The sequence below is a fragment of the Rhizobium sp. rho-13.1 genome, from assembly GCF_007000305.1.
GTDB lineage: Bacteria > Pseudomonadota > Alphaproteobacteria > Rhizobiales > Rhizobiaceae > Rhizobium > Rhizobium rhododendri.
Genome location: NZ_SCFL01000001.1, coordinates 666695 through 678875, shown reverse-complemented (window position 1 = coordinate 678875; position 12181 = coordinate 666695). Strand labels below are relative to the sequence as shown.

General features: G+C 59.8%; 13 protein-coding genes and 2 tRNA genes. 9 read left to right on the top strand and 6 right to left on the bottom strand.

Annotated features, from left to right (window positions below):
- Positions 1-142: 142 nt before the first annotated feature.
- Positions 143-355: a cold-shock protein gene (locus tag EQW76_RS03510; protein WP_111223035.1), complete on the bottom strand. Its 213-nt coding sequence runs from the start codon at positions 353-355 to the stop codon at positions 143-145.
- A 676-nt stretch (positions 356-1031) separates the two neighbouring features.
- Between EQW76_RS03510 and EQW76_RS03505 the strand changes: the two genes are divergently transcribed.
- The 4 genes from EQW76_RS03505 to EQW76_RS03490 all read left to right on the top strand — a co-directional run bounded on the left by EQW76_RS03505 (position 1032) and on the right by EQW76_RS03490 (position 3650).
- Positions 1032-1613 (top strand): J domain-containing protein, encoded by a 582-nt coding sequence (locus EQW76_RS03505; RefSeq protein ID WP_142823064.1) that lies wholly within the window; start codon positions 1032-1034, stop codon positions 1611-1613.
- Between the two features lie 286 nt (positions 1614-1899).
- Positions 1900-2379 (top strand): hypothetical protein, encoded by a 480-nt coding sequence (locus EQW76_RS03500; RefSeq protein WP_142823063.1) that lies wholly within the window; start codon positions 1900-1902, stop codon positions 2377-2379.
- Between the two features lie 186 nt (positions 2380-2565).
- On the top strand, positions 2566-3060 hold the full coding sequence (locus EQW76_RS03495; protein WP_142823062.1) for an invasion associated locus B family protein: 495 nt from the start codon (positions 2566-2568) through the stop codon (positions 3058-3060).
- A gap of 8 nt (positions 3061-3068) precedes the next feature.
- Positions 3069-3650: an SH3 domain-containing protein gene (locus EQW76_RS03490; protein WP_224127713.1), complete on the top strand. Its 582-nt coding sequence runs from the start codon at positions 3069-3071 to the stop codon at positions 3648-3650.
- Between the two features lie 99 nt (positions 3651-3749).
- Here the strand turns inward: EQW76_RS03490 and EQW76_RS03485 are convergent, their stop codons facing one another.
- The 5 genes from EQW76_RS03485 to EQW76_RS03465 all read right to left on the bottom strand — a co-directional run bounded on the left by EQW76_RS03485 (position 3750) and on the right by EQW76_RS03465 (position 8426).
- Complete coding sequence (locus EQW76_RS03485) at positions 3750-3953, bottom strand: hypothetical protein (protein WP_142823061.1); 204 nt, start codon at positions 3951-3953, stop codon at positions 3750-3752.
- A 139-nt stretch (positions 3954-4092) separates the two neighbouring features.
- On the bottom strand, positions 4093-7038 hold the full coding sequence (uvrB, locus tag EQW76_RS03480) for an excinuclease ABC subunit UvrB (protein ID WP_142823060.1): 2946 nt from the start codon (positions 7036-7038) through the stop codon (positions 4093-4095).
- Between the two features lie 127 nt (positions 7039-7165).
- Positions 7166-7657: a hypothetical protein gene (locus EQW76_RS03475; protein WP_244615254.1), complete on the bottom strand. Its 492-nt coding sequence runs from the start codon at positions 7655-7657 to the stop codon at positions 7166-7168.
- 153 nt (positions 7658-7810) lie between these two features.
- Positions 7811-8101: a hypothetical protein gene (locus tag EQW76_RS03470; protein ID WP_142823059.1), complete on the bottom strand. Its 291-nt coding sequence runs from the start codon at positions 8099-8101 to the stop codon at positions 7811-7813.
- A gap of 250 nt (positions 8102-8351) precedes the next feature.
- A tRNA-Asn gene (locus EQW76_RS03465) sits at positions 8352-8426 on the bottom strand.
- Positions 8427-8543: 117 nt separating this feature from the next.
- Between EQW76_RS03465 and EQW76_RS03460 the strand changes: the two genes are divergently transcribed.
- The 5 genes from EQW76_RS03460 (at position 8544) to EQW76_RS03440 (ending at position 12132) form a co-directional block, all read left to right on the top strand.
- A complete protein-coding gene (locus tag EQW76_RS03460) occupies positions 8544-8861 on the top strand; it encodes a hypothetical protein (RefSeq protein ID WP_142823058.1) in 318 nt (105 codons plus the stop codon).
- Between the two features lie 157 nt (positions 8862-9018).
- A tRNA-Cys gene (locus EQW76_RS03455) sits at positions 9019-9092 on the top strand.
- 468 nt (positions 9093-9560) lie between these two features.
- Positions 9561-10061: a hypothetical protein gene (locus EQW76_RS03450; protein WP_142823057.1), complete on the top strand. Its 501-nt coding sequence runs from the start codon at positions 9561-9563 to the stop codon at positions 10059-10061.
- A 205-nt stretch (positions 10062-10266) separates the two neighbouring features.
- Positions 10267-10938, top strand: coding sequence for a protein-L-isoaspartate O-methyltransferase (locus tag EQW76_RS03445; RefSeq protein ID WP_142823056.1), 672 nt, complete (start codon positions 10267-10269; stop codon positions 10936-10938).
- A gap of 240 nt (positions 10939-11178) precedes the next feature.
- Positions 11179-12132 carry a DUF2497 domain-containing protein gene (locus tag EQW76_RS03440; protein WP_142823055.1) on the top strand — a complete coding sequence of 318 codons (954 nt, stop codon included), beginning with the start codon at positions 11179-11181 and terminating at the stop codon, positions 12130-12132.
- Positions 12133-12181: the final 49 nt, after the last annotated feature.

Here is a 12181-nt window from a genome sequence, read left to right as displayed (position 1 = left end):
CGCAGCTGACAGAGGGGGGCACCGAGCAACGAGGTGGTCTCCCAGGCAATTGCCAAATCTCCAACTCAGGCCCAAAGCACAAAAAAACGGCGCGCCCTGCAGCACGCCGTTCTTGTAAAATTTCGTCGTGACTGGACGGGTCTCAGAAAGCCGAGATGTTGACGGCCTTCGGGCCCTTGCCCATGCGATCCGGCTCGGTGTCGAACGTGACCTGCTGGCCTTCGCGCAGCGACTGGATGCCGGAAGCCTGGAGAGCGGAGATGTGAACGAACACATCCTTCGCGCCGCCTTCTGGCGTGATGAAACCAAAACCCTTGTCCTGGTTGAAAAATTTAACGGTGCCCTTGGTCGCCATGGAAATAGTCCTTTTCCCTCTAGTCCATTTTGCCCGGTGGTCGAAGCCGGACGGTTGTGCCTTCGCGCGGCGCGGAAGACGGGTCGAGTAGTCACGTACGGGGAAAGAACGTCTACGCAGGCTTTGCCACATCTGTCCAGTCACCGGCAAGTAAATGCCCGAGAACCAATTCGTGGCAGCATTTTTTTAAAAAAGCAAGCGACAAAATTTTGACACGTTTCAACCTGCGCGGCATAGCGCCTTTAAATCAAGGGTTTGAAGGGTTTTTGAAGCCCCACGCAAGCCGGTTGTACCATTTCGGGAGGTTGCGTTGATGCATTTTTCGCTGTCCCGGATCGGGATTCCGGCTCTTCCCGGACGTGGTTTCGGGCAGTTTCAGGCGCACAATTCTGACCTCGCAGACCACCGGCATGGTCCGTTATATTCCGCCTATAAAGCCTCTGCCCCGATGGCCCGGCGGCGTGATTTTCGCGCCCGTTGGCACAGGTTTTCGGCATGCGGCCGACGGCCAGTCGCCATAAGGTTGTGGTTGCCTTAAAGTCGGGGATATCGTGACGGTCTCCACAATTTGGTCCCGAGCAAGGCCGATGATATCAACGCGCTGCGGGGGTTGAAGCCGGGCGTGCAAGAGGCTAGTCGGAGTGGGTGCGTGCGGGCAGGCGGAAGAGGTAGCAAGATGATGGATCCCTATGCGATGCTCGGTCTCGCGCGCGATGCGGGCCTCGATGCGATCAAGAGCGCCTATCGGAAAGCTGCCAAGACCGCCCATCCCGACAGCGGCGGCGATGCGGAGCACTTTGGCAGGCTGCAGGCGGTGTACGAATTGCTGCAGGACCCGATCCGCCGCAAGGTCTACGACGACACCGGCTACGATCCGCAGCTGGCCGATCCGCGCGACCTGCAGGGGGCGGCGATGATCGAGGCGCTGGTCAACGATTTCATTCTCGATGAGCGCGAGCCCGGCTCATTCGATCCGGTTGCCGCGATGCGCCGCAAGCTCTCGGACGAGGCGGTCAAGAACCGCTTCCACATCCTAGAGCTGGAACGCCACCGGGCCCGCGTCCGCAAACACATGGACCGCCTCGGCCGCCGCCCCGAAGCCGACGTCCTCGGCTCCATGCTAAGGGCCCGGACATCAGCCATCGCCGAGGCAATCCGCAAGGCGGAAGCGCAGGTGGCGACGATCGAGCACGCGTATACGATGCTCGAGGAGTATGGCTACGAGATGGACGTGGTGGAGTTACGGGCGGCGGAGTAGTGACCTCGTATAGGCGCCAAAATAGACGGGAAAATCTTTAACCGTTGTCTTCTTTTCCAGAAATCGAGTAGTTTTTGAGTGTGACGATACGCGGCCGCGATCGCATTTCGAAGCTTAACGCTACATGCAAGATTTGATCTGTTTGGTGGCAATTCTATATATGCGCCGTTGTATCAGTTTCTTATACTCCAATATGGCCGTGATGCTCAGACTCTATTTTGTAGTATGGTTGACTGTCTTGGTTTTTAAGTTCACCTTTTGATCTTATGATTCGTCTTGCGTGCCAATGGAGTTTGACGAAATGAACTTGCGCGGCGCTCTTAGAAATATTTCGCACGAACTTGGCCTTAAAGGTCAGTATACATACGAAGAAGTTATCCGTGAATTGAGAGTTAGGCATTCCAATCTAATCATTGCAGAGTCGCGGAAGCTTGAAACAATGGCCTTGAGGCGCATGCTAAGCGATGTCGAGGCGAGGCAAACTAAGACAAACCGTACCTTACAGGGAGAGCTTTTTCCCGAGTTGGCTGGGTTTCCAGGATCTTATGACGCCCGTAGCGTAGGGCTGACGGATAAAAAGGGCGTTCGAGTGTTGCTGCAGTTGCTTTCTATCAAATCAGTTCGGCAGATTTCCAACTATTCAGAAACTCCAAGGAAAAATGATTCATTGCAAGCTAGGCTCAAATCCTGCCTAGACGTTCTTTCTCCTCATATACAGTCGGATGATGAAGTATTTTGTGATGTTATCAGACGCAGTCGGAAATAGCTCCGGAAGTTGCCTGCGCCGGTTCTTGCCTTAGGCGGTAGATCCGATCTCACACCCCCCCATCACAATATCGTAACCACCCCATTAACCTCCCGGTAACCCTCGACGGGCTCCAATTGGGCCTTCGCGCGGCCGGAAATGTTCCGAAATCCGGCCTGAGTTTGTCCAAAACCCGTCTGGAATATCATGCCCGCAAAACTCCCCATTTTCGCCGTCGCCGCCCTTGTCGCCTCTTCTGCCGCGGCGTTTGCCGAGCCTAGCCGGATCCAGCAGTTCGATGACTGGGGCGTCTATTCCTATGCGGCGAAGTCTGGGACGGTCTGCTATGCGCTTTCGATGCCGACGAAGATGGAGCCTGCCGGAATCGACCATGGGAAGAACTTTTTCCTTGTGTCGCCCTCTGCCGACGGCGGCTTCGTGCCCGAGGCGGTGCGCGGCTATATGCTGAAGCCGGGGGCGCCGATCACCGTTGCGGTCGACGACAAGCGCTTCGCCATGGTGTCCAAGGACAATGCCGCCTGGGTGCGGGACGTGGCGCAGGAGCCGGATCTGGTGGCGGCGATGCGCGGTGGCAGCGATATGACCGTCAGCGCCACCTCGAAACGCGGCACTCCGACCCGCTATACCTATTCTCTGGCCGGCATCTCTGCGGCGCTGAAGAAGGTCTCGGCCTGCCGGTGAGGGTGCCCTTGTCCTGCAGCCTTATGGCCGTCGCCGGTTTTTCGGCCATTGTGCTGCTGGTCTCGCCACTCTCGCAGCCGCTGCCATCCGCGGCACCTCTGCTTTCAGGCGCTGGTTCGCCGGCTCCGGTGCTGGCGCCCGGATTTGCGCGCGGCAGCGAAAGCGGCTTGGCCGTGCCGCGTTTCGTGTCGCTGAAGCCGCGCAAGGCGCGCTTGCGCATCGGGCCTTCGCTCGATTATGCGACGCGCTTCATCTATGTCGCGCCCGGCCTGCCGCTCGAGGTCATCCAGGAATATGGACGCTGGCGGCAGGTGCGGGATTCCGACGGTACGTCCGGGTGGATGTATGGCTCGCTGCTATCGGGCCAGCGGACCGGCATTGTCGGCCCCTGGCTCTCGGCCAACGTGCCGCTGCGGGTCGCCGCCAATGCCAAGGCGAGCGCAATCGCGGTGCTGCAGCCGAAGGTGCTGCTGAGGCTATCGGCCTGCGACGGCAGCTGGTGCCGCGTGCATCTGAGCGGGCTGCGGCTCACCGGCTATATCAGGCAAGCCGCCATCTGGGGTGCCTATCCTGGCGAGGTTTTCGGGTGAGGGCGCAAGCTGGCGATCAATTCGCTCGCCGCAGCACCTGCGCCTAAACGCAGGCATCGGATCGTTACGACGGGCGCACGTTTGCGCCGATCTCCATCATCAGCGCTGGGCGGTTCCGTCGATCTTCAGGCGGATCTGGTCGACATTGCCGCGCACATAAATCGTCAGCGGGTTGCCGCCGGCGCCGGATACGGCAAATGCGATGATCGACACGTCTTCCTCGAAGGTCGTCACATAGAGCACCTGCGCCGGATTGACGTAGACGGGCTGGTTGTGGGTATTCTTGAAGCCGATCAGCGCCATGGTTTCGTCCTCCTTAGGGCAAGTGACATATGGCTTGCCATGCGGAGATTGCCTTAGTCTTAACAGCGCGGCCGCAACCTATCAACGAGCGCTACCGGACCCAAGTTTTTTCGCTTTTCGCGCTCCGCCGCCCTTGTTTTTACCGCCCCGGCCGTCCCGTCTTGCCCTTGGTGCGCTTCTGGCGCTTGACGTCGCCGGCGTCTTCGTAGGAGCCGGCGCCGGCCTTGGCGCGGATGATCGGGCGCAGGTCGTCCTTGCCGGATGCGGAGCTGCCGTCCTTGTCCGGCTGGCCTTCGAGCAGCGGCGAAAAGCGCTTCTTGCTGCTCACCGTTTCCGGCGGGCGTTCCGGCAGGCTGCCCGCCGCTGGCTTCTCCGTCCGCCCGACCGTCATCTCGTCGAGGCTGTTCTTGCGGAACAGCGGCCGGGCCGTATCGGTGCCGGGTCCCATGTCGTCGAGGGAGGGTTTCTGAAAGTAGGAGGCCGAGGATGCGGATACGCCTCCCTCCGTCGGCTGCGCCGACATCTCCCCGACAAGGGGGGAGATGGGAGTTTTGCGCTTGCCCTTTGGCTTGCCGTTGTCGCCTTCGACCGCCCTGGCTTCTTGGCGGGCCATCGGGTCGTCCATGACGGCGAGTTCGGCGGCCTTGAGGCGCTTGATCTCGTCGCGCAGCCTTGCTGCCTTCTCGAAGTCGAGGTCGGCTGCGGCGTCGCGCATCTGCTTTTCCAGCGCGTTGAGATGGGCCTGCAGGTTGCCGCCCACCAGGTTGCCGCCATCGGCAAAGCCCTTGCCCGACACGCCCGAGATATCGGCGCGAACGTGGTCGCGCTCGTAGACGCTGTCGAGAATGTCGGAAATCCGGGCCTTCACCGATTCCGGCGTGATGCCGTGGGCGGTGTTGTAAGCCATCTGCTTTTCGCGGCGGCGCGAGGTTTCTTCCATCGCCCGCTTCATCGAGCCGGTGATGTTGTCGGCATAGAGGATCACCTTGCCGTCGACGTTACGCGCCGCGCGGCCGATGGTCTGCACCAGCGACGTCTCGGAGCGCAGGAACCCTTCCTTGTCGGCATCGAGAATGGCGACGAAGCCGCATTCCGGGATGTCGAGGCCCTCACGCAGAAGGTTGATGCCGATGAGCACGTCGAAGGCACCGAGCCGCAGGTCGCGAATGATCTCGATGCGCTCCAGGGTGTCGATGTCGGAGTGCATGTAGCGCACACGCACGCCCTGTTCGTGCAGGTATTCCGTCAAATCCTCGGCCATGCGCTTGGTGAGGACAGTGACCAGCGTACGGTAGCCGGCAGCCGCCGTCTCGCGGATCTCGCCAAGCACGTCGTCAACCTGGCTGCGGGCGGAGCGCACTTCGACGGGCGGATCGATCAGCCCGGTCGGGCGGATGACCTGCTCCGCAAAGACGCCGCCTGATTGCTCCATTTCCCAGTTTCCGGGCGTCGCCGACACGGCGATGGTGTTGGGGCGCATGGCGTCCCATTCCTCGAACCGCAGAGGCCGATTGTCCATGCAGGACGGAAGGCGGAAACCGTATTCGGCCAGCGTCGCCTTGCGCTTGAAGTCGCCCCGGTACATGCCACCGATCTGGCTGACGGAGACGTGGCTCTCGTCGATGAACAGCAGGGCATTGTCGGGGATGTATTCGAACAGGGTGGGTGGCGGCTCGCCCGGGTTGCGGCCGGTGAGATAGCGCGAATAGTTTTCGATGCCGGCACAGGAACCGGTCGCCTCGATCATCTCGATGTCGTAGCGGGTGCGCTGCTCCAGCCGCTGGGCTTCCAGCAGACGGCCGCCTTTTTCAAGCTCGGCCAGCCGCATTTTCAGCTCTTCCTTGATGTGGCGGATGGCGCCGTTCAGTGTCGGGCGCGGCGTCACATAGTGCGAGTTGGCGTAGATCTTGACCGATTTCAGGTCGCCCGTCTTGTGGCCGGTCAGCGGGTCGAACTCGGTGATCGAGTCGATCTCGTCGCCAAACATCGAAATCCGCCAGGCCGCATCTTCCAAGTGGGCGGGAAAGAGCTCGATCGTATCGCCGCGCACCCGGAAAGAGCCGCGCTGGAAATCCATGTCGCGGCGCTTGTACTGCTGGGCCACGAGGTCGGCGAGCAATTGCCGCTGGTCGAGCTTGTCGCCGACCGTCATCTGGAAGGTCATCGCCGTGTAGGTCTCGACCGAGCCGATACCGTAGATGCAGGAGACGGAGGCGACGATGATGCAGTCGTCGCGCTCCAGCAGCGAGCGGGTGGCGGAGTGGCGCATCCGGTCGATCTGCTCGTTGATCGACGATTCCTTCTCGATGAAGGTGTCGGAGCGCGGTACATAGGCTTCCGGCTGGTAATAGTCGTAATAGGAAACGAAATATTCGACCGCGTTGTCTGGGAAGAAGTTCTTGAACTCGGAATAGAGCTGGGCCGCCAGCGTCTTGTTCGGTGCGAGAATGAGGGCAGGGCGCTGCGTCGCCTCGATCACCTTGGCCATGGTGAAGGTCTTGCCGGAGCCGGTGACGCCAAGCAGCACCTGGCTGCGCTCGCCGGATTCGATGCCGGCGACAAGTTCCTTGATCGCCGTCGGCTGGTCGCCGGCCGGCTCATAGTCGGACTGCATGCGGATCCTGATACCGCCCTCCGATTTTTCCGGCCTGGCAGGGCGATGCGGGGTCCACATCTTGCCGTCCTTGAACAGCGGATTGCCGCTCTCGATCAGCGCCGAAAGCGCCTCGACCGTGGCGGTGACGGCCGTGCCTGCATTGGCGGCGTCTTCGAGCGACGTATCCATGCCGGAAACCGGATTGAGCCCGGCGGCAGCCCGCGTCTTCGGATCGGTCGAACCGCCCATGGATGTACCGCGCGCCGATTTCGAGGCGGCGATTTCCACCTTCTTGCGATGCTTGCCGGCCTTGGAGGCGATCTCGCGCTGCGTCTCGACGCCGGAGATCTCGGCTTCCGCTTCGAGCTGCTTTACCCAGTCGGCAACCCCGCCTGACAGCGGCGCGCCTTCGAACGGCGCCTGCGGCGCCTCCTCGAAACCGGTATTTCGATCATCGCGAGCGGGAGAGTTTTTCGGGGATCTGGCCATGCCCGGAATATGGAGCGGCGAAGGCGGAAAGTGAAGAGGGGATGAGTACAAAACGGCAACGGCGCAGCAGTTTGCCACAGTGGCTGACCGCTTGCAGGTGCAGGCCGCCGCTTTTCAGAGCACGTGGCTAGTGGGGGCCGCAGACCTCTGATATCTTCTTCTGGGCAAAATTGCGCGCCAGATTCTGGATATCGCCGACCGAGCTCAGCAATTCGCCGACGGGGCCGCTGACGCTGACACGGGCGTCGGTGACCTTGCAGGCGCCGATATCGACGGACATCGATGCCTGCAGCTTGCCCTTCATATCGATGCCGCCGAGAAGTCCGTGCGAACTCGATTTGCAGGCAAGGTCAGCCTGGGCGTTGATCTGCACGCCATCCGGCGCGGTGCAGAGATCGAGGCCGGTGAGGTTGAAGCGCTCCTTCTTGTCGAAACCGGGAATTTTGGCGCAGGGATCGGCTTCGTCGGCGGCCTTCAGGATGCCGGGACCGTATTTGCTCTGCAACAGCGACCAGCAGCTGGGCGCCGCCATCGCAGCCGTCTGCGGCAGCACAAGAGCGACGAAGGTGCCAACGGCAAGGCTGAGGGCGCGAAGTCGGGGGAGGGATGTCTGGATCAAGGGATCGATTCCTGCTGGGACACGAAATGTTGCAGACGCCGCCAGCGGGTCTTGGCGCGGGACGCTGAACTGGCGCTATTCTCCACTGCTTTGCCCGTTCGATCAACGGGAAATCGGGCTCGGTTCTGCAACGTGGCGGGCTCGGCGCAGCGCCTATTCGGCGCAATCCCATTCGCGGGCAATAATATAGACACCCTTGTTGGTGACATCGCCACGCGGGGAAATTAGCTTTCCCTTCATGTAGTCGCCGCTGTCGCCGACTTCCTTACCTTCGAAGGTCCAGCTTAACCCGATAGTCGAGCCGTCGCTCCAGTCCGGATGGATGTCGTCCGGGTTTGGGGATGCCAGAATCCGGGCCGAGGCGTCATTCGGTGTACATTGTGCCGCCAGCGAAAGGCCGGGAGAGAGCAAGACGGCAGCGACAAGCAAAGGCACAAATTTCATTCTCACGCTCCTCGGGCGACGCGGCAACGGCTTTTGGCGATCATTCGGGGGCGCCCCGTGACCTGTCCAGTTGTAGTCAACTGGTTGCAGGTCGTGTGTGAGAGCGCAATGTGCCATGAAGCATGGTAGCGGTTCATTTTTGGGAAGTAGCGATCTCGGGCATTTCACCCAACGTGTGAATGGGAAGCGGGAAACCATTGCACCGAAAAAGAAAAAAGCCTCTGCATCTCTGCAAAGGCTTTTTATAATTTGGCTCCCCGGGCCAGATTCGAACTGGCGACCTGTCGATTAACAGTCGAATGCTCTACCGCTGAGCTACCAGGGAAGACCGCTTGGCGCGGTGTGAGTGGCCTAATACAAATGCTTTCCCGATTTGCCAAGCGGTTTTTTCAAAAATCGCCCATCGGCTTGCATTAATCGCCCATATCCCCATTTCCTGTGGATGAATGATGCTTCGAACCCACCGCATGCGGACGCCACGCGCCGCCCCAGGCCGAAAAAACGTTTTGGCGTCGATCACGCACGCGGCAAGCTGGTGCTCGGCTCCGTGCACGTGCCGCTGCCGAAATCGCGGCTGGCGCGCATGTCGGTCGGCACGGCGCTGATCGGCGGCGGTTGCCTCGGCTTCCTGCCGATTCTCGGATTCTGGATGATACCGCTCGGTTTCGTCATCCTCTCTCAGGACAGCGCCACCGTCCGCCGCTGGCGCCGTCGCATGTCGGTGTGGTGGGGCCGCAAGCGTCAGCCGGACAACAGATAGTGTATGCTGCCCGGAAAAGCCGCATCGCTTCGCTGCGGCAGGGCTAGCAAGGACAGCCGATCTGGGCCGCGAAGGGCACGAAAAATTATCCCGTTGGCGGCGAATGGTCTTGCGCTCTGTCTAGAGCTAGTCTAAATCGCCGCGACCACACACGGATGGCCTCGTGGCGGAGTGGTGACGCAGAGGACTGCAAATCCTCGTACCCCGGTTCAATTCCGGGCGAGGCCTCCACTTTTTTATCAGTGAAATCAATTTTTTAGATCAACGCCAGTTGTTATTGGCAGCTTTGCATATTGCTGACATCTAGCAAGCCGCTCCTCCTTGGTTTCCAGGATTTCGACCGGAAAGCGGGGAATCCCTGCGACGTGGATTGCAACGTTGGACTTGGTCTGCCAACTTAAACCGAAGCGTTCACCGGTGATCAAATGACTGAGACAAAAATCAAGCTTGATCCTCCTGCAACCGAGGTGACTAGGTTTTTTGAGAACAAGCTCGAAGACCTTAAATGCGAAGCATGCGGAACTGATCTTTGGAGTGTTATGACTAACTCCGAGAAGTACGTTACTGGCTTCTCTGTGACAGACAGCACCGGGTATGAAACATTTAAAATACCCGTTTCGATAATATCGTGTGCTAATTGCGGGAATATGAAGACATTTTCGATGGCCACAATCATAAGTTGGCTGGAAGCAAATCCAAATGGTTAAGTTGGTGGTTGAAAATAAAAGCCCGTTGCAAAGCATCGGCGGTGGGGGGGCAAACGGTGGTATGAGCGAAGTGGATGCGAAAATTGCAGCTGCAGAGGCGAGAACTGACACAAAGTTTGCTGAGTTGCTCGGTGAGTTAAAGCTCATTAATGCTAAAATGGGTCATCTGGAAACCACCACCAACGGCACGAAAATGACAGTCATTGTGACGGCCATTGCGGCTCTCGGCTTGACTGTTGCGATTATGGCTTATGGTGGCCAGTGGTTCAGCGTGGGAATGGATGCTCAAAAAGTTTCACAAGACGCCGTCGAAAAAATGACGCCTCCAATCAACGCGATGAACGCGCACTACGACGCACTAAACAAGCGCGTTGAAACTCTAACCGCTGATACAAACGAAAAATTCGACGCTTTGCTGAAGGCGGTGCAAGATAATTTGCCGAAGGAGAAGCCGTTACCTTCGCCTTTTTACCAAATGCCGACAAAACAATAGTAAATGGCAGATCATTGAATGTTTGCGTCGTAAATCTGATCATGCTTTTGAGTTAGGTAGCGGATTGCAGGCAACGTTCCCGCCCGCTTCGCCAACTGCGCTCCCCCGCACGAATTTCCCTCCGGTCCACATCCACGCCTTGAAAGCTTTCGCGGTGGCGATTAAGACGGTGCACGGATAATCGCTTTTGATGGGGCGGGACAGCATGATGGATTTCGGAACCGCGCGGCTGAAGATGGTCGAGAGCCAGATCAGGACGACGGATGTGACCTCGCACTCCGTGCTGAACGCTTTCCTCGCCGTGCCGCGCGAAGCGTTCGTGCCGGAAAAGCTCAAGGTGCTGGCATATATTGATAATGACGTCGAGATCTGTCCTGCTCGTGACGGCAATCCGCCCCGGTACCTGATGCAGGCATCGCCGCTGGCAAAGCTGCTGCAGCTTGCGGCAATCGGGAAGGACGATGTCGTCCTCGAGGTCGGTGCCGGGACGGGCTACACCTCGGCGCTGCTGTCGCTGCTTTCGGGCTCGGTCGTCGCGCTCGAATGCGACGGCGCTTTGGCGTCGCAGGCGCGCGAAACGCTTTCGGCGCTTGGCTATGGCAATGTCACGGTGGCGACGGGTGCGCTCGAAAAGGGCCATGCGGCCGGGGCGCCTTACGATCTGATCTTCGTCAACGGCGCGGTCGAAGAAGTATCCTCCGATCTTTTCGAGCAGTTGCGTGACAATGGCCGTCTCGTCGTCGTCAAGGGTTTCGGCAATTCGGCGCGTGCCTCGGTGTTCGTGCGCGAACGTGGCGCAATCTCGGAAAACGCATTTTTCAACGCTTCCGTGAAGGCGCTGCCGGGCTTTGCCAAGGTCAAGGAATTCGTCTTCTGAGCAATACCATGGGTTGACGATCTTTCGGACGGGCACCCTGGGTGCCCGTTTTCATTTGCAGTTTTTCCATAGCCGCTGCTTTTGCGTGCGGCTCTGGACAAGGTAAACAAAACTGTGCATCAGCGGACTTAGTCGATTCGCGGTGATTTTTTTCCCCCGGAGAGTATTCTAAGGTAGCGATGATTCGAATGGCTGGCGCGCTGGCATTTCGGTCCTTTCTGCAGGATAACGGGGATGAAAATGGCTCAGTCCAATGTTGCGCGTGAACCGTCGATGGAAGAGATTCTTGCCTCTATCCGCAAGATCATCGAAAGCAACGAGCCAGGCGGTGGTCCTTCCCTGTCGGCCCCGATGCCGCCGGTGTACGAAGCTGCGGAAAACGATGACAACGACATCCATCTGACCGTCGACGATGAGTTCGAAGGCGCGCTCGACGACATGCCGCCGATGCCGGCTCCCCAGGACCCGCGGTTCGTTGCCGCCAATTCGGCCGGCCACGATCCGGATGCAGCGCCGCGCAGCACCATGTCGCTCGCCGACGTGGCAGCCCGCGTGCGTGCCGCTTCCGATCGCAATTCCATGCAGATGAACGCGTCGCGTGAAGCGGCGCCGTCTCGCGAATTGCCGCCGGCGATGGCCGCCCGTCTCGCCGAGGTGCGCCTTGGCTCGCATGCGATGCAGCCCGATGCCGCCGAGGCGGAAGTGCGGCATACGCAACGTGAACCGATGGCCGCCGTGTCGCAGGATTTTGCGGCCGAGATGTCCGACGTGGTCGTGCACATCAGGCCGGTCGAGCCTGTGCAGCAGGTCGTCGAACAGGTCACTCGGGCGCCTGACATGCCATCCGGTGTCCGGACACAGCCGCAGCCCGAGCGCGCCACTGCACCGCAGCCGGTTCATGTCGAGCCGGAAGCCGCCTATGTCGCGCCTGCTGAGCAGCATGACCGGTTCCTGCCGCAGCTGCATGAAGAGGCCCAGAAGATGCTGGTCTCTGAAGCCACCGGCGAGCAGGTTGCGCGTTCGTTCGACGAGCTTGCCGCAGCGCTTGGCGCCGAGCGCCGCTCGCTCGACGACATAGCCCAGGACATGCTGCGGCCGATGCTGCAGGAATGGCTGGACGACAACCTGCCGACGCTGGTCGAAAAGCTGGTACGCGAGGAGATCGAGCGGGTTGCCCGCGGGCCCCGCCGCTAGTTTTTCCCGACACCTGGCGACAACAGCCGCTCCGGGCACGGGGCGGCTT